Origin of the sequence: Rhodococcus sp. IEGM1339, from assembly GCF_050321925.1 — a bacterium.
GTDB classification, from domain to species: Bacteria; Actinomycetota; Actinomycetes; order Mycobacteriales; family Mycobacteriaceae; genus Rhodococcus; species Rhodococcus pyridinivorans.
The window spans coordinates 45,266-71,271 of the sequence record NZ_JBNQFT010000015.1 but is presented as its reverse complement, the minus strand read 5'-3'; the positions used below and the strand labels follow the sequence as shown (position 1 = coordinate 71,271).

The 26,006-nt window shown below is 69.5% G+C and carries 23 protein-coding genes and 1 pseudogene; 11 read left to right on the top strand and 13 right to left on the bottom strand.

Annotation, left to right across the window (positions count from 1 at the left end; all coding sequences use genetic code 11):
• Positions 1 to 43 precede the first annotated feature (43 nt).
• The gene (locus ACQR3U_RS14885) at positions 44 to 790 is read left to right on the top strand and encodes a hypothetical protein (RefSeq protein ID WP_006550491.1); all 747 of its coding nucleotides are present in this window, start codon (positions 44 to 46) and stop codon (positions 788 to 790) included.
• A gap of 23 nt (positions 791 to 813) precedes the next feature.
• Here ACQR3U_RS14885 and disA read toward each other — a convergent pair whose 3' ends face one another.
• On the bottom strand, positions 814 to 1,896 hold the full coding sequence (disA, locus tag ACQR3U_RS14880) for a DNA integrity scanning diadenylate cyclase DisA (protein ID WP_006550490.1): 1,083 nt from the start codon (positions 1,894 to 1,896) through the stop codon (positions 814 to 816).
• A 93-nt stretch (positions 1,897 to 1,989) separates the two neighbouring features.
• On the opposite strand from disA, the gene ACQR3U_RS14875 reads away from it, so the two are divergent.
• Positions 1,990 to 2,553, top strand: a complete 564-nt coding sequence (locus ACQR3U_RS14875; protein ID WP_006550489.1) for a PaaI family thioesterase — start codon at positions 1,990 to 1,992, stop codon at positions 2,551 to 2,553.
• Between the two features lie 26 nt (positions 2,554 to 2,579).
• Here the strand turns inward: ACQR3U_RS14875 and dinB are convergent, their stop codons facing one another.
• The 3 genes from dinB to ACQR3U_RS14860 all read right to left on the bottom strand — a co-directional run bounded on the left by dinB (position 2,580) and on the right by ACQR3U_RS14860 (position 6,009).
• Positions 2,580 to 3,836, bottom strand: a complete 1,257-nt coding sequence (gene dinB, locus ACQR3U_RS14870; protein ID WP_019290182.1) for a DNA polymerase IV — start codon at positions 3,834 to 3,836, stop codon at positions 2,580 to 2,582.
• 57 nt (positions 3,837 to 3,893) lie between these two features.
• Positions 3,894 to 5,285, bottom strand: a complete 1,392-nt coding sequence (gene radA, locus ACQR3U_RS14865; RefSeq protein ID WP_006550487.1) for a DNA repair protein RadA — start codon at positions 5,283 to 5,285, stop codon at positions 3,894 to 3,896.
• Between the two features lie 91 nt (positions 5,286 to 5,376).
• On the bottom strand, positions 5,377 to 6,009 hold the full coding sequence (locus ACQR3U_RS14860) for a hypothetical protein (protein WP_230810768.1): 633 nt from the start codon (positions 6,007 to 6,009) through the stop codon (positions 5,377 to 5,379).
• A gap of 276 nt (positions 6,010 to 6,285) precedes the next feature.
• On the opposite strand from ACQR3U_RS14860, the gene carD reads away from it, so the two are divergent.
• The 6 genes from carD to ACQR3U_RS14830 are packed head-to-tail and all read left to right on the top strand — an operon-like array spanning position 6,286 to position 11,451.
• Entirely contained in the window at positions 6,286 to 6,774 is a 489-nt protein-coding gene (gene carD, locus ACQR3U_RS14855; RefSeq protein ID WP_006550486.1) for an RNA polymerase-binding transcription factor CarD, read from the top strand.
• 25 nt (positions 6,775 to 6,799) lie between these two features.
• Complete coding sequence (gene ispD, locus ACQR3U_RS14850; protein WP_033096925.1) at positions 6,800 to 7,507, top strand: 2-C-methyl-D-erythritol 4-phosphate cytidylyltransferase; 708 nt, start codon at positions 6,800 to 6,802, stop codon at positions 7,505 to 7,507.
• A 5-nt stretch (positions 7,508 to 7,512) separates the two neighbouring features.
• Positions 7,513 to 7,989, top strand: coding sequence for a 2-C-methyl-D-erythritol 2,4-cyclodiphosphate synthase (ispF, locus tag ACQR3U_RS14845; RefSeq protein ID WP_024102859.1), 477 nt, complete (start codon positions 7,513 to 7,515; stop codon positions 7,987 to 7,989).
• A gap of 11 nt (positions 7,990 to 8,000) precedes the next feature.
• The gene (cysS, locus tag ACQR3U_RS14840) at positions 8,001 to 9,395 is read left to right on the top strand and encodes a cysteine--tRNA ligase (protein ID WP_006550483.1); all 1,395 of its coding nucleotides are present in this window, start codon (positions 8,001 to 8,003) and stop codon (positions 9,393 to 9,395) included.
• On the top strand, positions 9,395 to 10,363 hold the full coding sequence (rlmB, locus tag ACQR3U_RS14835; RefSeq protein ID WP_006550482.1) for a 23S rRNA (guanosine(2251)-2'-O)-methyltransferase RlmB: 969 nt from the start codon (positions 9,395 to 9,397) through the stop codon (positions 10,361 to 10,363). Before cysS ends, rlmB begins: the two co-directional genes overlap by 1 nt.
• A gap of 44 nt (positions 10,364 to 10,407) precedes the next feature.
• On the top strand, positions 10,408 to 11,451 hold the full coding sequence (locus ACQR3U_RS14830) for an alpha/beta hydrolase (RefSeq protein ID WP_006550481.1): 1,044 nt from the start codon (positions 10,408 to 10,410) through the stop codon (positions 11,449 to 11,451).
• A gap of 17 nt (positions 11,452 to 11,468) precedes the next feature.
• On the opposite strand, the gene ACQR3U_RS14825 is transcribed toward ACQR3U_RS14830, so the two are convergent.
• Complete coding sequence (locus tag ACQR3U_RS14825; protein ID WP_039583836.1) at positions 11,469 to 12,341, bottom strand: biotin-dependent carboxyltransferase family protein; 873 nt, start codon at positions 12,339 to 12,341, stop codon at positions 11,469 to 11,471.
• A gap of 86 nt (positions 12,342 to 12,427) precedes the next feature.
• Here ACQR3U_RS14825 and mgtE point away from each other — a divergent pair, with 86 nt between their 5' ends.
• Positions 12,428 to 13,780, top strand: a complete 1,353-nt coding sequence (gene mgtE, locus ACQR3U_RS14820) for a magnesium transporter (RefSeq protein ID WP_024102862.1) — start codon at positions 12,428 to 12,430, stop codon at positions 13,778 to 13,780.
• A gap of 30 nt (positions 13,781 to 13,810) precedes the next feature.
• Here mgtE and ACQR3U_RS14815 read toward each other — a convergent pair whose 3' ends face one another.
• The 6 genes and pseudogenes from ACQR3U_RS14815 to ACQR3U_RS14790 form a co-directional block, all read right to left on the bottom strand.
• The gene (locus ACQR3U_RS14815; RefSeq protein WP_006550478.1) at positions 13,811 to 14,419 is read right to left on the bottom strand and encodes a 5-oxoprolinase subunit B family protein; all 609 of its coding nucleotides are present in this window, start codon (positions 14,417 to 14,419) and stop codon (positions 13,811 to 13,813) included.
• A gap of 25 nt (positions 14,420 to 14,444) precedes the next feature.
• Positions 14,445 to 15,203 carry a LamB/YcsF family protein gene (locus ACQR3U_RS14810; RefSeq protein WP_230810769.1) on the bottom strand — a complete coding sequence of 253 codons (759 nt, stop codon included), beginning with the start codon at positions 15,201 to 15,203 and terminating at the stop codon, positions 14,445 to 14,447.
• A gap of 70 nt (positions 15,204 to 15,273) precedes the next feature.
• A pseudogene (locus ACQR3U_RS14805) lies at positions 15,274 to 16,043 on the bottom strand (hypothetical protein); the annotation flags it as partial.
• A 119-nt stretch (positions 16,044 to 16,162) separates the two neighbouring features.
• On the bottom strand, positions 16,163 to 17,047 hold the full coding sequence (locus ACQR3U_RS14800) for a metal ABC transporter permease (RefSeq protein WP_006550474.1): 885 nt from the start codon (positions 17,045 to 17,047) through the stop codon (positions 16,163 to 16,165).
• Positions 17,044 to 17,907 carry a metal ABC transporter ATP-binding protein gene (locus tag ACQR3U_RS14795; protein ID WP_230810770.1) on the bottom strand — a complete coding sequence of 288 codons (864 nt, stop codon included), beginning with the start codon at positions 17,905 to 17,907 and terminating at the stop codon, positions 17,044 to 17,046. Before ACQR3U_RS14795 ends, ACQR3U_RS14800 begins: the two co-directional genes overlap by 4 nt.
• A 26-nt stretch (positions 17,908 to 17,933) precedes the next feature.
• Positions 17,934 to 18,995 (bottom strand): metal ABC transporter solute-binding protein, Zn/Mn family, encoded by a 1,062-nt coding sequence (locus ACQR3U_RS14790; protein ID WP_230810771.1) that lies wholly within the window; start codon positions 18,993 to 18,995, stop codon positions 17,934 to 17,936.
• A gap of 169 nt (positions 18,996 to 19,164) precedes the next feature.
• Here ACQR3U_RS14790 and ACQR3U_RS14785 point away from each other — a divergent pair, with 169 nt between their 5' ends.
• Entirely contained in the window at positions 19,165 to 20,271 is a 1,107-nt protein-coding gene (locus tag ACQR3U_RS14785; RefSeq protein WP_071936215.1) for a LacI family DNA-binding transcriptional regulator, read from the top strand.
• Between the two features lie 21 nt (positions 20,272 to 20,292).
• Here the strand turns inward: ACQR3U_RS14785 and otsB are convergent, their stop codons facing one another.
• Both otsB and kstR read right to left on the bottom strand, forming a co-directional pair.
• A complete protein-coding gene (otsB, locus tag ACQR3U_RS14780; RefSeq protein ID WP_230810772.1) occupies positions 20,293 to 22,869 on the bottom strand; it encodes a trehalose-phosphatase in 2,577 nt (858 codons plus the stop codon).
• Between the two features lie 184 nt (positions 22,870 to 23,053).
• Positions 23,054 to 23,713, bottom strand: a complete 660-nt coding sequence (gene kstR, locus ACQR3U_RS14775; RefSeq protein ID WP_230810773.1) for a cholesterol catabolism transcriptional regulator KstR — start codon at positions 23,711 to 23,713, stop codon at positions 23,054 to 23,056.
• Positions 23,714 to 23,802: 89 nt separating this feature from the next.
• Between kstR and ACQR3U_RS14770 the strand changes: the two genes are divergently transcribed.
• On the top strand, positions 23,803 to 25,950 hold the full coding sequence (locus ACQR3U_RS14770; protein ID WP_230810774.1) for an acyl-CoA dehydrogenase: 2,148 nt from the start codon (positions 23,803 to 23,805) through the stop codon (positions 25,948 to 25,950).
• Positions 25,951 to 26,006 lie beyond the last annotated feature (56 nt).

Below are 26,006 nucleotides of genomic sequence, written 5' to 3'. Positions count from 1 at the left end.
GCGGTGTAGCCGTGCGCAGCCTGTGGCACATACCGTGGGGGGCGTGCTTGAACCGACCGGTCCTCTGCCCCCCGAGATCTACTGGCGACGACGCATTCTCGCGATCGGAGTCTCGGTGGTCGTGCTGGCTCTGGTCATCTGGCTCGTAGTGGCGCTGACCGGCGGCGACGACCCCGATCAGAATCCCGAACCCGCAGCAGCGGAGGTGACGACCTCCGCCACCACGACGGCGGCCGATGCGTCCGCCGACGCGGCGTCCGCGAGCACCACCCGGAGCGGTGGATCCTCGGGTTCGTCCGGGACGCGTAGTGCAGGGGATTCGGCCTCGGAGGACGCGGACGACGAGGACAACACGTCCACGTCCGCCACCACCTCCGCTGCTCCGGTTCCGCCGGGGCAGTGCTCCGATCAGTCGCTCGCCGTGCGGGTGACGGCGGACGAGCCGAACTACAGGGTCGGTTCCGAACCCGATTTCACGATCGTCATCACCAACATCGGCACGTCGCAGTGCGAACGCGACCTCGGTGCGGGCCTTCAGCAGGTGCTCGTCTACAGCCTCGACGGCAACGAGCGACTCTGGGCGAACACCGACTGCTTCCCCGAATCGACCGCCGACATCCGGTCGCTCGCTCCGGGCGACCAGGCCGCCTATTCCGTCAAGTGGTCGGCGACGACCTCCGAGCCCGGCTGCCAGGCGCCGCGCGAACCGGTCGGTCCCGGCGCGTACACCGTGGTCGGGCAGCTCGGCGGCCTGCGCAGCGCGCCCGAGCCGTTCAACATCACGCCCTGACCTGCTGCTCGTCCGGTAGTTGTTCAGTCGTAGTGGTTGATCGCGGCTTCGGCGAGCCGCGACAGTCCCTCGCGGATGTACCTGGCCCACAGGGCGCCGACCCCGTCGACCGCCTGCAGATCGGCAGCGGTGGCCGCGAGCAGGCCCTGCAGTGTGCCGAACGCACCTACGAGCCGGTTGATCTGCCGGGCCTGCAGGCGCGGCACCCGATGGAGCACGCGATAACCGCGGGGACTCATCGAAGTGTCGAGGGCCTCGATGGTGCCCGAATAGCCGAAGGCGCGGGCGAGGCTCGTCAGGTCGAGCAGGTCGACGTCGGTCAGGTGTGCGAGACGCTCGAGCGCCTGCTCGACCTCCTGCTGGGTGGGGACGTGCTCGCCCGCAAGATAGTCCCGCACGATGAGCTGCCGGGCGAGCTGGTTGTCGCCGACGAGTTCTTCGAGCTGGAGGGCCAGCTGGCGACCGTCGGTCCCGAGTTCGAGCACGTCCTGCTCGATCTCCACGGACAGGCGGTGCATCATCTCGAGCCGCTGCGCCACGGTGAGCGCGTCGCGCAGCGTGACGATGTCCTCGATCTCGACCACGGACAACTGCCGGGTCACCTCGTCGAGGCGGGCCTTGTAGCGCTCGAGTGTCGCGACGGCCTGGTTGGCCCGGGACAGGATGGTCGCGGAGTCGTTGATGACGTGGCGGCGACCGTCGACGTACACGCTGACGATGCTCATCGACTGGCTGACCGAAACCACCGGATATCCGGTCTGGATTGCGGTGCGTTCCGCGGCGCGGTGCCGGGTGCCGGACTCCACGGTGGGGATGCTCGGATCGGGCACGAGTTGCACGTTGGCACGCACGATGCGCGAACCGTCGGTGGACACGACCACGGCGCCGTCCATCTTCGACAGCTCCCGAAGTCGGGTGGGGGCGAACTCGACGTCGAGTTCGAAACCGCCGTCGCACAGCTCGGCGACCTTGTCGTCGAAACCGAGGACGATCAGGCCGCCCGTGCGGCCGCGGAGGATGCGTTCGAGACCGTCGCGTAGCGCGGTGCCGGGCGCCAGACGAGCGATGGTGTCGCTCAGCGTCGATGCCGGCGCCGACTCGGTCATCTGGACTTCCTTCCCCTGTGCGGTCTGCGGTCGTCGTCACAATGCGCGGACTCGTGGATCGGCGCCCCGACCGCGCAACTACATTACTTGCTTATGCGCAGCACCTGGACTTTGCCCGACGACCTCGTCGTTCCCGATCTGCCGGAAGATCATCCCGGCCCGGGTGCGCCGGTACCGCAGCATTGGAACAAGTGCTTCGGGTGTGGTGACGACCAGCCCTCCGGCCTCGCGATGGAGTTCACGATCGGCGAGGGCCTCGAGGTGCTCGGCCGTCTCGACGTCGCCACGCGCTACCAGGGCGGACCGGGATTCATCCACGGCGGCATCCTCATGACGGCCTTCGACGAGGTCCAGGGAATGGCGTGCAACGCCGCCCTGCGGACCGCCGTCGTCACCGGGCACTTCGAGACGGACTTCGCCCGTCCCATCCCCCTGGGCTCGGTGCTCGAGTTCCGCGCCCGCGTCGACGGCTTGGTGCGGCGCAAGGTCTACACCAGTGCGGAGGCGCGCATCGTCGCCGGTCCGCCGGCCGATCCGGACGTCGTGGTGGCGTCGTCGGTCGGGTTGTTCGTCGTCGTCGGGCACGAGCACTTCGCGAAGGGCCGCGACTACGCCGACGGCATCCCGCAGAGTGAACACGACATCTCCGCCGTCTGACATTTCCGCCCTCCGGGTTTTCGCGTTCAGGTCTCCGGTCCGTCGGGGAGCAGCGGAACACCCGGCCGGTGGTCGCGTCCGAGCAACGCCGCGGAAGTGACCGCGCCCGCGCCGTAGCGGGAGTGCAGATCGTCCAGGACGGCATCGAGGGCATGCCGGTCGACGGCGCGGTGCTGCGTTCGCGTGTCTGCAGTACTGTCCCCGGCGGCCTCGACCGGCTCGTCGAACGGCAGCTCGAGTTGCTCGACGCCTTCACCGACGAGATTCGTCACCGCGATCCCGATGAGCGTGAGACCGCGCTCGGCGATGAGCGGTCGGGTCTGCTCGAGCAGGTCGTGCGCCGCCGCCGACAGCAGATCGGTGCGTGCGGTGGCCCCGGGCAGCGTGTGAGAGCGTGTCGCGCGGGTGTAGTCGGCGAAGCGCATCCGCAGGACCACCGTGCGGCCGAGGCGTCCGGCCCGGCGCATCCGCCGGCCCACGCGGTCGACGAGCAGTTGCAGCGTCTCGCCGACCGACTCGAGGCTGTGGGGTCCGCGGCCGAGCGCGTGCTGCGCGCCCATCGAACTGCGCCGCCGATGCCGGACCGGACGCGGATCGTGACCGATCGCGAGCGCGTGCAGGTGGCGTCCCGCCGTGCGTCCGAGCAGCGAGACGAGATCGGACTCGGAGTGGGCGGCGACATCGGCCACGGTCCGCAGACCGTGCGCGTGCAACTTCGCCGCCGTCACCTTGCCGACGCCCCACAACCGCTCCACCGGCAACGGATGGAGGAACTCGAGTTCGGCGTGCGGAGGGACGAGGAGCAGTCCGTCGGGCTTGGCCACCCCGCTCGCGACCTTGGCGAGGAACTTGGTGCGCGCGACACCGACGGTGATCGGCAGCCCCACCTCCTCGGCGACCGTGCGGCGCAGGCGTGCGGCGATGTCGACGGGTCTGCCGGCGATGCGCCCGAGACCGGAGACGTCGAGGAACGCCTCGTCGATGGAGATCCCCTCCACGATCGGTGTGGTGCGATCGAAGATCGCGAAGACGTCGCGCGAGGCCTGCGCATAGGCCTCCATGCGGGGAGGCACCGAGATCAGTCCCGGGCACAGGGCGCGGGCGGCTCGGCCCGACATCGCGGTGACGATGCCGTGAGCCTTGGCCTCATAGCTCGCCGCGAGTACGACGCCCCCGCCCACGACGATCGGTTTGGCGCGCAGCCACGGATCGTCGCGCTGCTCCACCGACGCGTAGAACGCGTCGAGATCGGCATGCAGCACCGTCGCATCGGACACGAACACATGTTCGCACCGGCCGCCGACACCTCGGCAGATCGGCGCTGCCGACATGTCCGCAGGTCAGCGTGTGAGGGTCGACAGTGCCTGCGCCACGTTGGACACCTCGAACTTCTTCATGCCCTTCGGGACACCCTCGACATCGCGCGGAACCACCCCGCGGTCGAAGCCGAGCCGGTTCGCCTCCGCGAGTCGGCGACCCGCACCGACGACACGACGGACCTCCCCGGCGAGACCGACCTCGCCGAGCAGCACGGTGCCGGCCGGGACGGGCTGGTCGCGTACGGCTGAGGCGACGGCGAGTGCGAGCGCGAGGTCGGCGGACGGATCGGTGATCCGCATACCGCCGACGGTGGAGGCGTAGACGTCGCAGTTACCGAGCCGGCCGAGCCCGCAGCGACGCTCGAGCACCGCGAGCACCATCGCCACCCGCGCCGAGTCGAGACCGCTCACGGCGCGTCGCGGTGAAGGATTGTGCGTGGGCACCACGAGCGCCTGGACCTCACCGAGGAGCGGGCGTTTGCCGTCCATCGTGACCGTGACGGCAGTGCCGGGCACGGCCTCGTCGCGGTGCTGCAGGAACAATCCCGACGGGTCGCTGACGCCGACGATCCCGTCCTCGGCAAGTTCGAAGCAGCCCACCTCGTCGGCGGCTCCGAACCGGTTCTTCACCCCGCGCACCATGCGCAGCGTCGAGTGCTTGTCGCCTTCGAAGTGCAGCACCACGTCGACGAGGTGCTCGAGGGAACGCGGACCGGCGACCGCGCCGTCCTTGGTGACGTGGCCGATGAGCAGCACCGGGATGCCGCTGGACTTCGCGAGGGAGGTCAGGGCGCTGGTGACTGCGCGGACCTGCGTGACACCGCCGGTCACGCCGTCGACGTCGGCGGCGAGCATCGTCTGGACGGAGTCGACGACCAGCAGCGTGGGCTTGACCTGCTCCACGTGCCCGAAGATCGTCGCGAGGTCGTTCTCGGCGGCAAGATAGACCCGGTCGTGCACGGCGCCGGTGCGGTCGGCGCGCAGGCGCACCTGACCGGCCGACTCCTCGCCGGTGACGTAGAGCGCGCGATCGGCTTCGCCGCGCAACGCCCAGCGGTGCACCACCTCGAGGAGCAGCGTGGACTTGCCGACACCGGGTTCGCCGGCGAGCAGGACGACCGAACCGGGTACGACACCGCCGCCGAGGACGCGGTCGAGCTCGGGGATGCCCGTGGGCTTCGCGTGGGTGGCCTTGCCGTCGATCTGCGACAGCGGGGTGGCCGGGGTGCTCGGCAGCACGGCGGCGGCACCGGCGCGGGCGAGCGAGGTACCCGACCGCGAGGCGACCGCGACCGGTTGGACGGGTGCTTCGTCCATCGACCCCCACGTTCCGCATTCGGGACAGCGCCCGACCCACTTCGCGACGGTGTGCGAGCAGTCGGAACAGCGGTAGAGGGTCTTGGTCTTTGCCACGGCCGGAGGATAGTCGGTCGCACCGACACCGGAGCGGATGCGAGGAGGGCCCGGCCGAGCTGTGCTCGACCGGGCCCTCCAGCAGGAAGTCCTAGTGTGCTTCGCCCACGATCGGCGAGAGCTCCGACTCGTCGCGGGGGAGCTCCGGGCCGGCGTCGATCGGCACGGACAGGGTTACGTCGCCGGCCTCGGCGAACGTGAAGGTCACGGGGATGGTCAGGCCCGGGCGGACACCCTCGGAGAGGTTCACGAGCTCGACGTTGTTGACGACGCCTGCCGGGGCCGGGGAGGGGGTCTCCTCGGTGCTGTTCGGACGCGGCGACTCGTCGACCTCCTCGACGAGGGCGGCGTTCGCCTCGGAGACGCCGGCGACCACGGAGGACTGCGGAGGGACCTCGATGGGAGTGCCCGTGACCGAAGCCGCGAAATCGGTGGAGATACCGGTGAGGTTGTCGCCCACGTACGGGTCGAGGTTGACGATCGTGAAGCCGAGCTGGGCGGTGCCGCCGGGCTCGATGCTGTACTCCTCGGAGTTGGGGTAGATCACGTGCACGTTGCGCAGCGCGAGGCTGCCGGCGTCCACGTTGGAACCGTTGATGGCCGCGACCTGGGTCGAGGTCTGGGTGATCTGACCGGCGCTGCACGCGGACATCGTGAGCGCCCCTCCCGCGGCAAGGGCGAGAGCGGTCACGACTCGGCGAGTCGGCGCTTTGAGAGCAGTCACGGGTTCCTCCACTCGAGTAAGGCTCGCAATCCACTAGGCAGAGTAGTAGTTCCCGTGCGCGCTGTGTACGTCGGGGCCGGATCTCGTGCGGATTCGCGCGCGGAAGACGAGATCGACAGGCGCCCACGGGCGGGTGTGTCGGAGGTCACCCGATACACGGAAGCAACTGCCTGTCAAGCCCTACGCTCAGTGCTCGGTGCCCCTGACCTGCATCGTTGACGGGAGGGTGATGTGGTCACGTGTTAAACTGGGAGAATCGAAAGGGGCACGGGACACATGATTTTCAAGGTCGGAGACACCGTCGTATACCCCCACCACGGTGCGGCGCTGATCGAAGCAATCGAAACACGCACCATCAAGGGTGAGCAGAAGGAATATCTGGTTCTGAAAGTCGCGCAGGGCGACCTGACGGTCCGGGTACCTGCAGAGAACGCGGAGTACGTCGGAGTGCGCGACGTCGTCGGGCAGGAAGGCCTCGACAAGGTTTTCCAGGTGCTGCGCGCACCCCACACGGAAGAACCCACCAACTGGTCACGGCGGTACAAGGCCAACCTCGAGAAGCTGGCCTCCGGCGATGTCAACAAGGTCGCAGAAGTTGTGCGCGACCTGTGGCGCCGGGAGCAGGACCGCGGCCTGTCCGCAGGTGAGAAGCGGATGCTCGCCAAGGCACGTCAGATCCTCGTCGGTGAGCTCGCGCTCGCCGAGGGCACCGACGACGTCAAGGCGGAGACCATGCTCGACGAGGTTCTCGCCGCCGCTTCCTGACGCGCGAGACATCGGCAAACTGCACATGAGCGATCGCAACGGGCCGGTCGTCGGAATCCTTCCGGCGGCCGGCCGCGGTGTTCGCCTGGGAGAACCACTGCCCAAGGCGTTCGTGGAACTGGACGGCCGCACGATGCTCGACCGCTCGGTCGAGGCGATGCTTGCTTCAGCGGTCATCGATCGAGTGGTGATCGTCGCGCCGCCCGAACTGGCTGCGACGCCCGCGGACCGGCTCGTCGGCGAGTCGTTCGCCGACCGGGTCACCGTCGTCGCGGGTGGCGCCGAACGCGCCGACTCGGTGCGCGCCGGTCTTGCGGCGGCATCGGGCGCGCGGTTCGTGCTCGTCCACGACGCCGCGCGTGCGCTCACCCCGGCCGAGCTGTTCGTCCGGGTCGTCGACGCGTTGCGGGCCGGCAGCGAAGCGGTGATCCCCGTCCTGCCCGTCGTCGACACCATCAAGAGTGTCGACAAGGACGGAGTCGTCACCGGGACTCCCGACCGGTCGACCCTCCGCGCGGTGCAGACGCCGCAGGGATTCGACGTCGAATTGCTCGAGCGGGCCAACCGCGACGCCGCCGACGCGACCGACGACGCGGGACTCGTCGAGCGGTTGGGGGAGCGGATCACCACCGTCGTGGGAGACCCTCTCGCTTTCAAGATCACCACCCCACTGGACCTGGTGCTGGCACGGACCGTGCTCGCGTCCGGCGTCCGCACCGAGAAGGAGATGTGAGCATCGTGCGTGTCGGCATCGGAACGGACGTGCATCCCGTGGAGGCCGGACGGCCGTGCTGGATGGCCGGTCTGCTGTTCGAGGACGCCGACGGGTGCGCGGGTCACTCCGACGGGGACGTCGCTGCGCACGCGCTGTGCGATGCGGTGCTCTCGGCCGCCGGTCTCGGCGACCTCGGATCGGTCTTCGGCACGGGCCGACCGGAGATGGCCGGCGCCTCCGGTGTCGCGATGCTCGGCGAGGTACGTCGCCTGCTCGACGACGCCGGCTGGGTGGTGGGCAATGCCGCCGTCCAGGTGATCGGGAACCGCCCGAAGATCGGGCCGCGGCGCGAGGAGGCACAGGCGGTGCTGTCCGAGGCGCTCGGCGGTCCGGTCTCCGTGTCGGCGACCACCACGGACGGACTCGGGCTCACCGGCCGGGGAGAAGGTGTGGCGGCGGTTGCGACCGCACTGGTCCTGGCCCAGCAGGACGAGCGGTAGGATAGACGGTCGTGACCTTGCGCTTATACGACACCGAATCGCGGGCCGTGCGGGATTTCGAACCGCTGGTCCCCGGCCAGGCCTCGGTGTACCTGTGTGGGGCCACCGTCCAAGGCGAACCCCATATCGGGCACGTACGCAGCGGCGTTGCGTTCGACGTGCTCCGCCGGTGGCTCGCTACCAAGAGTCTCGATGTCTTGTTTGTGAGAAATGTCACAGACATCGAGGATAAGATCCTCCGCAAGGCGGCAGAGGCAGGTCGGCCGTGGTGGGAGTGGGCCGCGACCTACGAGCGGGCCTTCAACCGCGCCTACGATGCGCTCGGTGTGCTTCCTCCCTCGGTGGAACCTCGCGCGACCGGCCACATCACGCAGATGGTCGAACTCATCCAGCGCCTCATCGACGCCGGGCACGCCTACGCGGCCGACGGCGACGTCTACTTCGACGTGCTGAGCTACCCCGAATACGGTGCCCTCTCCGGACACCGCATCGAGGACGTCCACCAGGGTGAGAGCGCCGGACTCGGCAAGCGCGACCCCCGCGACTTCACGCTGTGGAAGGCCGAGAAGCCCGGTGAGCCGTCCTGGCCCACCCCGTGGGGTCGTGGTCGCCCCGGCTGGCATCTCGAGTGCTCCGCGATGGCCGGCTTCTATCTCGGCGGCACCTTCGACATCCACTGCGGAGGCATGGACCTCGTCTTCCCGCACCACGAGAACGAGATGGCGCAGTCCCGCGCCGCCGGCGACGGCTTCGCCCGCTACTGGTTGCACAACGGCTGGGTGACGATGGGCGGCGAGAAGATGTCGAAGTCGCTCGGTAACGTGCTGTCGATCCCCAACGTGCTCGCCCGCGTCCGGCCACAGGAACTGCGCTACTACCTGGGCAGCGCCCACTACCGTTCGATGCTCGAATACTCCGACGACGCGCTCGCCGAAGCGGCCGCAGCGTACCGGGGACTCGAGTCGTTCGTGCTCAAGACCCGCGACCGCGCGGGCGAGGTGCCCGTGGGCGAGTGGACCGAGGCCTTCGCCGAGGCTCTCGACGACGATCTCGGTGTGCCCAAGGCGCTCGCGGAAATACACCGCAAGCGCAGCAAGGGCAACAAGGCGCTCGACAACGGCGATCTCGACACGGCCGTGCAGATCGCCTCGCAGGTCCGGAGCATGCTCGGCATCCTCGGTGTCGACCCGCTCGACGAGCACTGGTGCTCCACCGACGATTCAGGGTCGGCCGCACTCGCGGCACTCGACGTGCTGGTCGGCGCGGATCTCGAACGCCGCACGACCGCCCGGGCCGAGAAGAACTGGGCGGTGGCCGACGAGGTGCGGGACCGCCTCACAGCCGCGGGGGTCGAAGTGACCGATACGCCCAACGGACCCGAGTGGTCTCTGAAAGCAGGACAGTGATGGCAGGCAATTCCCAGCGTCGCGGCGCTATTCGTAAGGGCGGCACGAAGAAGGGGCAGGTCGTCGGGTCCGGCGGGCAGCGGCGACGCGGGCTCGAAGCGCGTGGCGCCACCCCCAAGGCCGAGGACCGGCCCTACCACCCCGCCGCACGGCGTGCCCGGGCCGCGGCCAAGGCCGCCGACCCGCGCGGTGGCGGTCGTCGTCCCGCGGCCGGTCGCAAGGCCGAGGACGGGCCCGAGATGGTGCTCGGCCGCAATCCGGTCGTCGAGTGCCTACGTGCCGGTGTGCCCGCGACCGCTCTGTACGTCGCCCTCGGCGCCGAGGCCGACGAGCGGCTCAAGGAAGCCGTGCAGCGCTCGGCCGAGATGGGCATCTCGATCCTCGAGGTCTCGCGTTCCGAACTCGACCGTCTGTCGTCGAACGGGATGCACCAGGGCATCGGCCTGCAGGTGCCGCCGTACCGCTACGCGCACCCCGACGACCTGCTGGCCCGCGCCGCGGAGAACCACGAGCGTCCGCTGCTCGTGGCCCTCGACAACATCTCCGATCCGCGCAATCTCGGCGCGGTGATCCGTTCGGTCGCGGCCTTCGGCGGCCACGGTGTGGTCATCCCGCAGCGCCGTTCGGCGTCGGTGACGGCCGTGGCATGGCGCACGAGCGCCGGTGCCGCAGCGCGACTGCCCGTCGCGCGTGCCACCAACCTCACGCGCACGCTCAAGGACTGGCAGTCCCGCGGTGTCCGCGTCGTCGGTCTCGATGCCGGTGGCGACACCAACCTCGACGATTTCGACGGCACCGATCCCGTCGTCGTGGTCGTGGGGTCGGAGGGCAAGGGACTCTCGCGCCTGGTGCGGGAGACCTGCGACGCCGTTCTCTCCATCCCGATGGCCGGAGACGTCGAGTCGCTCAACGCCTCCGTCGCGGCGGGCGTGGTGCTCGCGGACATCGCGCGGCAGCGTCGGGTCTGATCGAGTCTGCCCGAGCTGCGGTCGCGAGGACCTAGTCTGTCCTCGTGGTCGCATCCCTGCCGTTCCGTACGAAGGTGTTCGCCTTCCTCGAACGCTTCGCCGACAAGTCCATTGCCGACGCGTCCGTCGACGAGATCCCGGCACGTCGTGCTGCGCGCACGAAGCTCCTGTCGTCCCCGGTCGGACGGCTGATCTCGGGCCGGACGCATCCCGGCGTGCGGATCGAGGACCGATGGGTCGATCTCGAGCACGAGGTGATCGACGATCTCGCCCCCGAGGACTCCCCGGTCCGGACCCGTCTGCGGATCTATCGGCCCTCGGCGCGAACGAGCGGTCCGCTGCCGGTCGTGCTGTTGTTCCACGGCGGCGGGTGGGTGCTCGGCAATCCGGAGCAGAACGAGTGGTGGGCGAGCCACACCGCCGCGCGGACCCCGAGCGTCGTGGTGTCGGTGGACTACCGGCTCGCCCCCGAACATCCCTATCCCGCAGCAGTGCTGGACTGCTGGGCGGCGTTCCGGTGGGTCGTCGCACACGCTGCGGAACTCGACGGTGATCCGTCCCGCGTCGTGGTCGCCGGTGACAGTGCCGGAGGCAACCTCGCCGCGGTCGTCGCCGACGTGGCCGGCCGCTCGGGTGGTCCGCTGCCGGCCGGTCAGGTGCTGATCTATCCGGCGACGGAGATGGAGGAGGAGTTCCCGTCGGAGCGGCAGTTCGCGAACGCTCCCGTGCTCACCTCCCGCGGTATGCGGGCGTTCGTGCGCCTGTATCTGGCCGGAGCCGATCCGTATGCGCCGACCGCGGCTCCCCTGCGCGGCACGCTCGCCGGTGCCGCCGTACCGGCCCTCGTCCAGATCGCCGGGCACGACCCGTTGCGCGACAACGCCGTTCGATACGCCGAAGCATTGCGGGCCAAGGGCGGCGACGTCGCGGAGACCGATTATCCCGACACCGTGCACGGCTATCTCAGCCTGCCCGGCATCTCTCCGCCCGCGACACACGCACTCGACGAGGCGATCACCTTCGTACGTCGGGTGACGGCTACCGACCCGACCGACGAGGACGACACCTCCGTGCCGTCACGCGCCTGACGGTCACCCAGCAGCGATCACCGTACCGGCACGAACCGCACCCGCTGTCCGGGACGCAGTTGCGCCGCGACCGGCAGATCGGCGGCGACCGCCACCGCGGCCACCGGATAGCCGCCCGTGACGGGATGGTCGACGAGGAACAGCACCGGATGCCCGTCCGGCGGTATCTGCAGCGAGCCGGGAACCATGCCCTCGCTGGGCATCTCCTCGTGCCGTGCCCGGTGCAGTCGGCCGGGACCGTGGAACCTGATACCCACCCGGTCGAGTTCCGGTGTCACCGTCCACGTCTCGTGGAACAGCGCCCGCAGTGATCCGGGCGTGAACCAGTCGTCGCGCGGGCCGGGCCGTACCCGGATCTCCACGGGGTCGTCCATCGGCGGTGGTGGTGGGAACTGCTCCTCGTCGGGCAGGTGACCCGACATCGCCCCGACCAGCAGACTGTCGCCGGCGCGAACGGGTGACGGTCCGGTGTGCGACAGGATGTCGGTGGATCTACTGCCGAGCACCTCCCGCACGTCGATGCCGCCGCGTACCGCGAGGTAAATCCGCAGGCCTTCGTTCGAGACGCCGATCCGCAGCACGTCGTCGTTGCGGAGGGTGATGCGCGCCCAGTCGCCGACCGGCCGGTCGCACACGGTCACGTCGGCGCGGGCACCGGTCACGGCCACGATCGTCTCGCCGACGCTGCGGACGGCGAGACCGCCGCCGGTCACCTCGAGTGTCGCCGCGTCCGGCTGGTTCCCCACGAGCCGGTTCGCGGCGTCGTGTGCGCGCCGGTCGGCGGCACCGGACCGGGTGAGGCCCGAGGAACCGTAACCGGGACGTCCGCGATCCTGGACCGTCGTGAGCATTCCGCCGGAGAGCACCTCGAACCACGCCACGATGTTCATTCTCACTCACCGGCTTCGATCGCACGTCCGCACTCCGGCCGAACGATCGCGTTAGGTTGAAGATCATGAGGAAGGAGGTGACGATCATGGATGAAGCAGACGTCCGGGCGGCGACGACGCGACTGATCGAGAAGGCCGTCGAGGCCGACGACCTTCAGGCCGCGCACGACGCTGTCGCGGAACTGAGCGTCGAACAGGTCGTCGACGTGCTCGAACGGCTCGGTCGGACGGATCGCGCAGTGCTCTACCGGTTGCTGCCCAAGGACCGGGCGATCGACGTCTTCGAACAGCTCGACCCGAGCATGCAGAGCGAACTGCTCCGCGGGTTGCGCGACGATCAGGTGGCCGCAATCTTCGCCGACCTCGAACCCGACGACCGGGTGGAACTGCTCGACGAACTGCCCGCGACGGTCGCGTCGACCCTCATGCGCGGCCTGCCGCCCGCCGACCGCGAGGTGACCGCCACGATCCTCGGCTATCCGCAGCGGTCGATCGGCCGGCGGATGAGCCCGGCCTTCGTGTCGCTGCGGCAGGACATGACCGTCGAGCAGGCGATGGACGCCGTGCGTCGTCGGCTCGACGACGCGGAGACGGTGTACACGCTGCCGGTGGTGGACGACGGTCGTGTGCTCGTCGGGGTGGTCGGTCTGCGCGAGCTGATGACTGCGGCGCCGGGAACGGTGCTCGCCGACATCATGAACGAGCCCTACTGGGCGCGCGTGACCGACGACGCCGAGGAGTCCGCGCGCCGCTGCGCCGAACTCAAACTGCTGGCGTTGATCGTCGTCGACAGCGAGACCAGGTTGGTGGGCATCCTGACCGTCGACGACGCCCTGCGGATCCTCGAAGCCGCCGACAGCGAGGACCAGGCGCGCATCGGCGGTACCGAGCCGCTGCGCCGGCCCTATCTCGCGACACCCGTCGGGCAGTTGGTGCGCTCGCGGGTGGTGTGGTTGCTCTTCCTGGCACTCGGCGCGACCCTCACGGTCCAGGTCCTCGAGGTGTTCGAGTCGACCCTCGATCAGGTGGTCACCCTGGCGCTGTTCGTGCCGCTGATCATCGGCACCGGGGGCAACACCGGAAACCAGGCCGCCACCACGGTCACCCGCGCATTGGCGCTCGACGACGTGACGCCACGCGACATCGGCGGGGTGATCGCCCGCGAACTCCGGGTGGGTCTGTCCCTCGGTGTCCTGCTGGGCTCGGTCGCGTTCGTCCTGACGTCCCTGGTCTACGACTCGTCGGTGGGCGCGGTGATCGGGCTGACGCTGGTGAGCATCTGCACCCTCGCCGCCACCGTCGGTGGTGCGATGCCGTTGGTGGCCAAATCGATCCGCGCCGACCCCGCGGTCTTCTCCAATCCGTTCATCACGACCTTCGTCGACGCGACCGGCCTGGTGATCTATTTCCTCGTCGCGAAGGCCGTGCTCGGTATCTGAGCGCAGCGGCGCAGTGGATCCGGGGACGGTTCAGATCGCGACGAAGCGCACCGCACATCCCGGTCGCAGCAGCGCCGCAGGAGTCCGGTCCGGTTGCCACAGCGGGGCATCGGAGGTTCCGATGAGTTGCCATCCTCCGGGCGACTTCCGCGGGTAGACGCCCGAGAACTCACCCGCCAGTCCCACGGCGCCGGACGGGACGGAGGTGCGCGGTGAACTGCGACGCGGCACGTGCAATCGAGAATCCCCGCCGGTGAGATACGCGAAGCCGGGCGCGAACCCGCCGAAGGCGACCGTCCAGAGGCTGCCGGTGTGGGCGGCGATCACGCCGTCCGCGCCGAGGCCGGTCAACTCGCCGACCTCTTCGAGATCGACGCCGTCGTACCGGACTTCGAGCGTCACCTCCTCGATGTCGACGTCGTCCCCGGACACCGGTGGGGTGGTGGTGACCCACTTGTGCACGACCTGCGCGCCGGTCTCCGACGGATCGAAGCACACCAGCAGTGTCCGCGCCGCCGGCACGAGATCGACGACGCCACGCGGCCGCTCGCGGTCGAGTGCCCGGAAGTGGGCGAGAACCTCGTCGAGGGAATCGAATTCGGCGAGCAGGGCGCTGTCTCCGGCACGAAGGATTTTCATCGGTGGACCTCGCGGTGTCGGGCGTTCACACGAACGCCCGGATGTCGATCTTCTCGGCGTCGAGGCGGCGGCGCACGGCGACGGCCATCGCCGTGGCGTCGGGGGAGTCGCCGTGGATGCACACCGACTGCGCGTTCACGCGTATGTCGCTGCCGTCGACGGCGGTGACCACCCCCTCGGTGACCATGCGCAGGACCCGCTCGGCGACCTCCTCCGGATCGTGCAGTACCGCACCGGGTTCGCGTCGGAAGACGAGCGTGCCCTCGGGGGTGTAGGCGCGGTCGGCGAACGCCTCGGCGACCACCTTCAGTCCGGCCCGTTCGGCCTCCTCGAGGAAGACGGAGCCGGGCAGTCCGAGGACGGGCAGCGAGGCGTCGTAGGCGCGTACCGCATCCACGACCGCACGGGCCTGTTCGCGGTGATGGACGATCGCGTTGTACAGCGCGCCGTGGGGTTTGACGTAGCTCGCCGACGAACCGGCCGCCCGGGCGAGACCGTCGAGCGCGCCGATCTGGTAGATGATCTCGGCGGTGAGATCCGCCGACGGCACCTCGATGAAGCGGCGGCCGAAACCGCCGATGTCGTTGTAGCCGACCTGGGCACCGATCCTTACCGCGCGCTTCGCGGCGCCGTGGCACGTATGCAGCAGTGTCGCCGGGTCGCCGGCGTGAAATCCGCACGCCACGTTGGCGCTGGTGACGATGTCGAGCATGGTCTCGTCGTCGCCGAGACGCCACCGGCCGTAGCTCTCGCCGAGGTCGCTGTTGAGGTCGATGCGGGTCACGACCCGAGTCTATGCCCGCTCAGAAGACCGTTCCGACGTCGCGCACGACGATGTCGTCGAGGGCGCGTTCGCCGGCGATGCGGCGCACGGTGGGGTCGATGTGACCCGTCTGCAGCACCGCGTCCCCTTCGTGCGGCCAGCGCAGGCCGGCGTCGTCGCGAGCGGCGTCGTAGACGAAGTGCCCGCGACCCTCACTGACGCCGTAGCCCACCAGTACGGTGCTGCGCATGTCGATCCCGTAGAAGCCGGGAATGGAGGCCTGGATGTCGGTGACCTCGTGTTGCGTCGCGACGGTGACCAGACCGGTCGCCTCGGCCTCCGCGATGTAGGTGACGTCGACGGAGTGCTTGCCGCCGTTGTTGACACCCATCGCACCCGAACCGTCGGTGTAGCCGGGGCCATCTCGTCGCGGAGTTCGGCGAGCGCGTAGTCCCAGTCGATCGGCATCGGGATCTTGTCGATCGGGAAGCCGGCCTTCCGCGCACGGTTGGCGAAGATGCGCGAGGTCGCGTAGTTGGGGCTGTCGACGAGTTCGTCGGGCGCCACGGCCAGGTGCAGCATCTGCGCGACGCGCGGGTAGTGGACGCGGTCCATGCGCGCCCAGTCGAGTTCGTTCGGGAAGTGGGCGTTGAACACCGCTTCGTCGGGTTGCAGCGTCATGCCCTGGTAGACGAGCGACCCGCCGCCGACACCGGCGGCGCACAGGGCCGTCATGTTCTCGCCGACGCACGCCTCGACCAGACCGGTGTAGGGCTCGAAGGCGAGGTGACGACCGAACACCTCGGGGTTCGACCGGTGCCACAGGAACCGCTTGTCGGGGTTGTCGATGCGAAGGAACGACGCGTGACGTGCTGCACTCTCCACCCCCGATGTCTGTGACGTCCCGTTACTGGAGCAACCTCGGGAAACTGGGCGGACGTCGAGGAGCGCGTCAAGATCACGTCCCGACGGGCCGTGAATCAGGCAGTTGCGGCGACCCGCCCGGAACCACGTCGGTTGCGGGCGGTGCCGATCACGCGGCAGATCATGTAGATGACGAACGCGATCGTCGTGATGAACGCCGAGACCGGCACGCCCGGCGCCAGCGCGAGCAGGATGCCGCCGACCGCCGAGATCTCCGCGAAGACCACAGACAGCACCGTGGCGGCGAGCGGCCCGCTGACCACCCGGGCCGCCGCGGCGGCCGGGGTGATGAGCAGTGCCATCACCAGCAGCGCGCCGACAATCTGCACACCGAGTGCGGCGGTGACACCGACGAGCACCGCGAACACGATCGACAATGCGCGCACCGGGACGCCGCGTGCAGCCGCGACCTCCGGGTCGGTGCTGGCGAACAATAGCGGACGGTAGATCACCAGCAGCGTGAGGATCACGACGGCAGCGCACGCGGCGAGCAGGGCGATGCCGGTACCGCCGGGCGCCACGATCTGACCGGTGAGCAGCGAGAAGGCGGCGCCGGTGCGTCCGTCGTAGGCCCACAGCAGCAGGACGGCGAGACCGAGTCCGAAGGCCATCACCACGCCGATGACGGAGTCGCGTTCGCGGGCACGTGTCCCCAGGACCCCGAAGAGGATCGCGGCGATCACGGCACCCGCGACCGCACCGATCCCGACGGAGACCCCGATGATGAGCGCCGCCGCGGCACCGGTGAGCGACAGTTCGGAGGTGCCGTGGACGGAGAACGCCATCTGACGGCTGATGATCAGCGGGCCGATCACGCCGGCGAGCAGACCGAGGATCGCACCGGCGACGAGCGCCTGCTGCACGAAGTCGTACTGCAGGAGTTCGACGGTGGTCTCCACGTCGAACATCCGCCCGAGGGCGTCGGTGAACTTGCTGCTCATTCGTGATCCTCGTGATCGTGGTGGACGCCTTCCCCGGGGCGCAGTCCGCCGGCGCTGCCGAGCGCGTCGATGGCGTCGCCGGTGCCGACGACCACCAGGCGGCCGCGCATCTCGAGCACTTCGACGTCGGTGCGGTAGAGCTCGGAAAGCACCTGCGAGGTCATCACCTCGGCGGGGGTGCCGATGCGGAACTGGCCGTCGACGAGGTACAGCACGCGATCCACCAGCGGCAGGATCGGATTGATCTCGTGGGTGACGAACAGGACGGAGGTGTCGTGGTCGCGGCGGCGGCGGTCGATGAGCGCCGACACCAGGTGCTGGTTGGCGAGATCGAGACTGAGCAGCGGCTCGTCGCACAGGAGTACGCGCGGATCTCCCACGAGCGCCTGCGCGATACGCAGCCGCTGCTGCTCACCACCGGAGAGCGTGCCGATCGGGGCTCCGGCATAGGTCTCTGCGCCGACCTGAGCGATCGCGTCGTCGACCGCGACGCGGCGCCCCCGGCGCGTGCGCAGGCCGGTGCCCCAGCGATGTCCGTCCATGCCGAGGCCCACGAGATCGCGTCCCCGCAGCGGGACGCCCTCGTCGAGAGACTTCTGCTGCGGCACGTATCCGACGTGCGAGTTCCCGGTCCGGACGGCCTGCCCGGCGATGGTCGCGGTTCCGGAGGTGAGCGGGAGCTGGCCGAGCAGCACCTTGAGCAGCGATGTCTTGCCGGCACCGTTCGGTCCGAGCACCGCCAGGAACTCGCCGGGTTCGACGACGAGGTCGAGTCCGTCCCAGAGGACCCGATCGCCGAATGCCAGCCGGGCATCGCGGAGTTCGACTGTGGGCGTGCGGTCGGATGGAGGAGGTGTCACCGGAGTCCGTGTTCTCGATCGGATGGTCAGGAGGCGGTCTCGAGCGCGGCGGCGAGGGTCTCGGCGGTCCGGGCCTGCCACTGAATGTAGTCGACACCTTCGGGCAGGGTTTCGAAAACCTCGACCACGGGGACGCCCGACGACTCTGCTGCCGTGCGCATCTCGCGGCTGATCCGGTCCTCGGTCTGCGGGTTGTAGATCAGGACGCGAACCTGCTTGTCGACCAACAACTGCCGTGTCGCCGCGATCGCCGCCGGGGACGGATCGGTGCCGTTCTCGATGGCATTGGTGAAGTCCGGGGGAGTGATGTCGTCGAGCGTCGCGGCCGAGACGAGGTAGTGGCCGATCGTCTCGGTCTGGGCGACGGGTGCGTCGCCGTGTGTGTCGGCGAGCTTGTCGACAACATCCGCGACGTAGTGCAGGTTCTCGTGGAAGCCCGCGGCGTTGGCCTCGTAGACGGCGGCGCCGTCGGGGTCGAGTTCGGCGAGCTGCTCGGCGACGGCGTGCGCGACGGCGTCGGCGGTCGCGAGGTCGTACCAGACGTGCTCGTTGATGCCGCCGTGGTCGTGACCCTCGTGCGAGTGCCCGTCGCCGGCGTCGGACACCTCACCGCTCTCGTGCGAGTGGTCCTCGGAAACGGTTGTCTCCGAGTCGCTCTCGATGGCGTCGTCGATGCCGTCCTCGTCGCCGTGATCGTGTCCGGCGTGCAGATCCGAGTACGCGCCGGATTCGAACAGGGCGAAGGCCTCCACGACTGCAGGCTTGTCCCCGGTGGCGCCGAGGATGTCGTCGACGAATTGGTCGTAGCCACCGCCGTTGTAGACGACGAGCGAGGCGTCGGAGATCGCCGCGGCGTCGAGGGGGCTGGCCTCGTAGGAGTGCGGGTCGGCGTTCGGTTCGGTGATGAGCGAGCGGACCTCGATGCGGTCTCCGGCCACCGCCTGCGCGATCGACCCCCACACGTTCGTGGAGGCGACGACGCTGATCTCGTCGTCGTCGGCGCCGGAGGTATCGGTGCCGCACGCGGCGAGGGCGGTCGCGCAGGCTACGGCGGCGGCTGCGAGGGCCGTGCGGGAGGACAGTCGCACAGTTCTTCTCCTGAGGATCGGCGGTCTTCGACGAACGGGGTCCGGAACGACCGAGCGACCGACCCAAACGTTATTGGTAACCGTTACCGTTCCACTTTAGCGGACGACACCGAGCCCTCCTACCATCCCTGGGTGGTCGTGACCATGGACACAGGACTACGGTCCTCTCATGTCCAGGTCTCGTCAGCCGCGCCGACAGGCGACCCTGGCGTCGATTGCCGCCGAGTTGAAGATCTCCCGCACCACGGTCTCGAACGCGTACAACCGCCCCGACCAGTTGTCCGCCGAGCTACGCGAACGTGTCCTCGAAGTCGCCAAACGACGCGGATATGCCGGCCCGGATCCGATGGCGCGGTCGCTGCGCACCCGCAAGGCAGGAGCGGTGGGGGTCCTGCTCACCGAAGCGTTGAGCTATTCCTTCCGGGATCCCGCCGCCATGAGTTTCCTGTCGGGACTGTCCGAGGCCTGCGAAGCGGCCGGACAGGGACTACTGCTCATCCCCGCCGGACCGGGCCGGACCGACGACGAGGCCGCACAGGTCGTGCACCGCTCGTCCGTCGACGGCTTCGTCGTCTACTCGGTCCCCGCCGAGGACCCCTATCTCGCTGCCGTGCTCGAACGGCACCTCCCGATCGTCGCGTGCGACCAGCCGCGCGGGCTCGAGAACACCCCGGTGGTGGGCATCGACGACCGGCGGGCGATGCGCGATCTCGCCGCCCACCTCATCGAACTCGGCCACCGCCAGATCGGCATGTTGTCGATGCGCCTCGGCCGCGAACGGCACGACGGGGTCGTCGACCTGTCGACCCTCGAATCCGGCGCCTTCCACGTGCAGCGCGAACGCATCCGCGGCGTCCAGGACGCCATGAGCGCCGCAGGGCTGGCCCCCGAATCGCTCACCGTCGTCGAGCGCTACACCCACACCGCGGAGGACGGCCTGTCCGCCGCGGCGCAGATCATGCGCATGAACCCGCGGATCACCGCGCTCGTGTGCACCACCGACGTGCTCGCGCTCGGCGCTCTCGCCTGGGCCAATCAGATGGGTCTCGACGTGCCCGGCCACCTGTCGATCACCGGCTTCGACGGCATCGACGAAGCGATCCGCGAAGGCCTCACGACCGTGAGGCAACCGCAGAAGGACAAGGGGCGGCGCGCAGGCGAACTGCTCCTCGCCGCCCCCTCGCACTCCGGTGTACCCGCGCTCGAGACCCTGGGGACCCAGCTGTGGTTCGGTGCCACCTCGGGTCGGGTCGAGAGCGAGTGGTACGCCGAGTGACCGAGCGGCCCCGCTCGTAGCTCAGTGCTGCCGGTCGCCCGTGGCCTTCGCGCCCGACAGCAGCTGGGCGCAGTGCAGCAGACCGATGTGACTGTACGCCTGCGGGTGGTTGCCCAGCGCACGCTCCGCGACGGGGTCGTACTCCTCGCTGAGCAGCCCGGTCGGTCCGGCCGCCGCGACCAGCTGCGCGAACAGCGCCTCGGCGTCGTTGCGCTGCCCGACCAGCAGGTAGGCCGCGACCAGCCACGCCGCGCACAGGTGGAAGCCGCCTTCGGCGCCCGGCAGGCCGTCGTCGCTGTGATAGCGGTAGACGGTCGCGCCGCTGCGCAACTCCCGTTCGGTGGCCTGCACGGTCGCCCGGAACCGCTCGTCCTGCGGGTCGACGAGTCCGGTGAGGCCGATGAACAGGGTGGCCGCGTCGAGATCGGTGCCGTCGTAGGCCGAGGTGAACGACTGGACCTCGTCGTTCCAGCCCTTCTCGGTGACCTCCTCGGCGATCTCGTCGCGCAGCGCCGCCCAGCCCTCGCCGGCGGTCCGGCCGAACTTCTCGGCGAGCGTCAGTGCCCGGTCGACGGTCAGCCACCCCATGACCTTCGAGTACACATGGTGGCGGGGTGCGTGGCGGATCTCCCAGATGCCGTGGTCCGGTTCGAACCAGCGCCGTTCGACCGCGGTGACCATCGAGCAGACGAGCTCCCAGTCCCGGTCGGTGAGGGCACGGTCGTGGGACACGCCGCGCGACTCGCGGCTGTGCGCGAGGTCGGCGATCAGGTCGACGATCGGGCCGAAGACGTCGAGTTGCACCTGCTGGTTCGCCGCGTTGCCGACCCGCACGGGCCGCGAACCGGCGTATCCGGGAAGCGAGTCGATCACGGCCTCGGGCGGCAGCGGTCCGCCGGCGAGCGTGTACAGCGGGTGCAGACGTTCGGGGCCCGGCACGGTCTCGAGGACGCGGTGGACCCAGTCGAGATAGTTCTCGGCCTCCTCGAGGGATCCGACCCGCACGAGCGCCTGCGCCGTGAGCGCGGCGTCGCGCAGCCAGCAGTAGCGGTAGTCCCAGTTGCGGACACCGCCGATCTCCTCGGGGAGCGAGGTGGTCGCCGCGGCGAGGATCGAGCCCGTCGGACCGTGGACCAGCCCCCGCAGGGTGAGCGCCGAACGCTTCATGAGATCGGGCTTGAGCGGCGGCAGCTCGAGCTGGGACGCCCACGTGTGCCAGTAGGCCTCGGACTGTGCCCGACGCTCGACCTCCGGCACCGGGTGCTCATCGAGATCGTCGGTGCCGCAGCGGAGTTCGAGGATGATGTCGTTCTCGGTGGGGTCGACCACGGCGTGGGCCGTCTGGTGCACGCCGTCCGTGGTGATGTCCCACCGCACGCCGGGGGAGCGCAGGACGTAGGGCTCGTTGAAGCCCATGACGCGGATGCCGTCGTCCTCGACCTCGAGGGTGACCTGTCCCTGTCCGAACTCCGGTCGCGGGGCGAAGGTCACCACCGCGCTCGCGCGCCCGGTGATCACGCGCGTGAGGTCGGTACGGCCGGCCTCGACGTCGTGCGGGAGGTAGTCGATCACCGCGAGCGACGCCCACCGGGTCACCACCGTCATCGTCGAGTCGACGTAGCGCTGGCTGAGCGGCAGTGCCTGGCGGGTCGGGCCGATGGTGAAGTGACCGGCTGCGTCACCGCCGAGGAGATGGGCGAACACCGCCGCGGAATCGGGTTCGGGGTGGCACAGCCAGGTGATCGTGCCGTCGGGGGTGACGAGTGCCTTCGAGCGGGGGCTCGCGAGCATGGTCAGGCGTTCGATCGGCGCGACGTGGGCGCCGGACAACCAGGTGCGACGTTCCTCGAGCAGGAACGCGAGTGCGGCGATGACCTCTTCGCTGGTGCGGACGCGGTACTCGGCGGCGGTGTCGCCGTCGCCGATCTTCACCCCGACGTCCGGGCCCTGCAGCGAACGGAAGGCCTTCTCGTCGGTCACGTCGTCGCCGAAGAAGACCGCCGCGCTGGCGGCTTCCTGGTGGCGGATGACGTCGAGCGCCTTGCCCTTGTCGGTGGGCACCACGGACAACTCGATGACTGCCTTGCCCTCGGTGACCTGCACACCGGGCTGGAGCGCGAGGCCGCTGCGCACGAGATCGAGGGCCTGCTCGGTATCGGCGGGAGAGGCGTTGCGCACGTGCAGCGCGGCGCTCGCGGGCTTGGCCTCCACCTGCACGCCGTCGAACCGGGATGCCACCGAGTGCAGTCCCTCGACGATCGTGGCGAGGAGGTCCCTCGCGTCGGGATCGATCTCGTGGACGAATCCGATGTCGAACTCGGAGCCGTGGCTGCCGACGAGTTTGACCTCGACCGGCAGACGCGACAGGGCGGCGAGATCCTTGAGAGCGCGTCCCGAGATGACGGCAGCGGCCGTCGACGGCAGAGCGGCGAGGCCCCGCAGCGCCCGCACCGCATCGTCGTGCGGGTAGGCCTTCTCGGGATCGCTCACGATGGGGGAGATGGTGCCGTCGTAGTCGGTCGCCACGAGCAGGCGGGGCGTCCGCGCGACAGCCACCAGAGCACGTCGAAGGTCAATCGGAAGATCGTGGGCACTCACCTGCTCCACGTTAGGTCAGAGTGGGGCACGAATCCGACCCGCTGGGTATTGCGACCACGTGTTTCCGGTTACAGGAAGCGGCGGATCGGACGTCGGGCTTCCGGCGCGAGCGCCGCGGGGCTTCCGGCGCGAGCGCCGCGGGGCTTCCGGCGCGAGCGCCGCGGGGCTTCGGACGCGAGCGCCGTCAGGCTTCCGACGCGACCGTCTTCGGCACGCGCGAGCCGTCGCCGAGCAGCAGCTCCACCGTCAGTTCGAGCCGGCGGGCGACATCGGTGGCCGACGAACGGCGCGTGAGCCAGGCGACGAGATTCGACAGCCACACGTCGCTGATGACGCGTGCGATGGCGAGTTCTTCCTCGGTGGGCTTGCCGTCGTTCATGGCCCGTGCGAACAGTCGGTCCATGAGGGTGCCCACCTGGTCGACCTCGGCGGCGGCGGAAGCGTCGGCGAACATGAACGCCCGTGTCATGGCCTCGGTGAGCAGGGGATCGCGCTGCATGGCCTTGGTGATCAGGCCCAGGATGAGGTGCATGCGCTCGAGGGGGCTGTGGCCGGGTGGGATCCGGCCCTTGCCTTCGATGCGGGCGAATTCACGGCCGAGGGCGGAGACCAGCAGGTGGACCTTGGACGGGAAGTATCGGTAGAGGGTGCCGACCGCGACGTCCGCGCGTTCTGCCACCGCCCGCATCTGCACGGCCTCGTAACCACCCTTCGACGCGAGCGCCAGGGTGGCGTCGAGAATCCGCTTGCGCCGTTCCTTCTGGGCATTGGAACTGAGATCGTCCTCGGTGAGGGCGGTCAGAGTTCCGTGTCCGTTGGCACGGGAGCGGGACGGGGTGGCCATAGATTCGTTTCCTTACGCCTTGACTCTGAATCGGTGCCATATTAGAACACGTTCTAGCAATGATGTCATTCGGAAGGGCGGAAACCGCTGTGAGTATCGCCACGACCGAGGAGCAGCGGGCCGTTCAGGCATCTGTCCAGGCCTGGTCACGTGCCGTAGACCCCATGTCGACGATACGTCGCGCAAGCGACGCGACGTGGCGCGACGGCTGGTCCTCCCTCGCAGAACTCGGAGTCTTCGGCGTCGCCGTCCCGGAGGAGGCGGGCGGCCTCGGCGCGACCACCGTGGACCTGGCCGTCATGCTCGAGCAGGCCGCCTACGAACTCGCACCGGGCCCGATCCTGACCACCGTCGTGGCCGCCCTCGTGTTCGGCCGTGCCGGTGAGACCGTCGCCAAGACGACGGAACGGCTCGCCGAGGGTGAGGTCCCCACCGCGCTCGCTCTCGACTCGGCCGTGACCGCGGAGCCGGCGGGTGACGGAGTCCTGCTGCGCGGTGAGGCCGGACCGGCCGTGGGTGCCGAAGCCGGGATCGCCGTGCTCGTCCGTGTCGCGGGTGAAGGTGATCCGGCCGTCGAGAGCTGGGCGCTCGTCGAGGCCGATGATCCGGGTCTGCACATCGAACCGCTCGAGACCATCGACGCCTCCCGCGCGGTGGCCCGCGTCCGCCTCGACGACGCGACGGTCCCGGTCGATCGGGTCGCGACCGTCCCGGCCGGCTTCGTGCGCGACCTGACCGCCGGCCTCGCCGCCGCGGAGCTGGCCGGTCTCGCCGGCTGGGCGCTGACCACCGCCGTCGAGTACGCGAAGATCCGCGAACAGTTCGGAAAACCGATCGGTTCGTTCCAGGCCGTCAAACACATCTGCGCCGAAATGCTCTGCCGCACCGAGAAGATCCGGGCCGTGGCCTGGGATGCGGCGGTCACCGTCGACGCGCAGCCCGACGAACTGCCGATCGCGGCGGCGGCCGCCGCAGCGATCGCACTCGATGCCGCGGTGCAGACCGCCAAGGACGCGATCCAGGTGCTCGGCGGCATCGGGTTCACATGGGAACACGACGCACACTTCTATCTCCGCCGTGCGGTCGCCACCCGCCAGGTGCTCGGCGGTTCCACCGCGTGGCGCTCGCGGCTGACGACCCTGGTCCGCGACGGCGCGCGCCGTCACCTCGGTATCGACCTGTCCGATCACGAGGAGAAACGCGCGCGGATCCGTGCGGAGGTCGAGAAGATCGCCGCCGCACCCGAATCCGAGCGCCGTGTCGCCCTCGCCGAATCGGGCCTGCTAGCGCCGCACTGGCCGCCGCCCTACGGTCGCGGAGCCGGCGCCGCCGAACAGCTCGTCGTCCAGGAGGAGCTCGCCGCCGCCGGCATCGAACGTCCCGACCTCGTGATCGGCTGGTGGGCGATTCCGACCGTCCTCGCACACGGAACACTCGAGCAGATCGAGCGTTTCGTGATGCCCACCCTGCGCGGCGATGTGGTCTGGTGTCAGCTGTTCTCCGAACCCGGCGCCGGCTCGGACCTCGCGGCGCTGCGCACGAGTGCCGAGAAGGCCGACGGCGGATGGGTGCTGCGCGGGCAGAAGGTGTGGACCTCGCTCGCACAGCAGGCGGACTGGGCGATCTGTCTCGCCCGCACCGACCGCGACGTCCCCAAGCACAAGGGCATCACCTACTTCCTCGTCGACATGAAGTCGGCGGGCATCACGATCTCGCCGCTGCGCGAGATCACCGGCGACGCGTTGTTCAACGAGGTCTTCCTCGATTCGGTCTTCGTGCCGGACGACTGCGTGGTCGGCAATCTCGGCGACGGCTGGAAGCTGGCCCGCACGACCCTCGCCAACGAACGCGTCGCAATGGGGGGCAAGTCGTCGCTGGGGCCGCGCATCGAGGAACTGCTCGAACTGTCGACCTCCGGCGATCCCGTCGCCGAGGACCGCATCGCGACGCAGATCGGGGAGGCGACGGTCGGTTCGCTCCTCGATCTGCGGGCGACCCTCGCGCAGCTCGAAGGGCAGGATCCGGGCGCCGCGTCCAGCGTCCGCAAGCTCATCGGTGTGCGGCAGCGGCAGGACACCGCCGAGCTCGCCATGGATCTCGCGGGCGAGGCCGGCTGGGTGGAAGGTCCGCTCACCCGGGAGTTCCTCAACACCCGGTGCCTGACGATCGCCGGCGGATCCGAGCAGATCCTGCTCACCGTGGCGGCCGAGCGGCTCCTGGGCCTGCCGCGCGATTGAGCGGTCCTTCCGCAGGGCGCCGGGGAGTGCTACAACTAGAACACGTTCTATTCGAA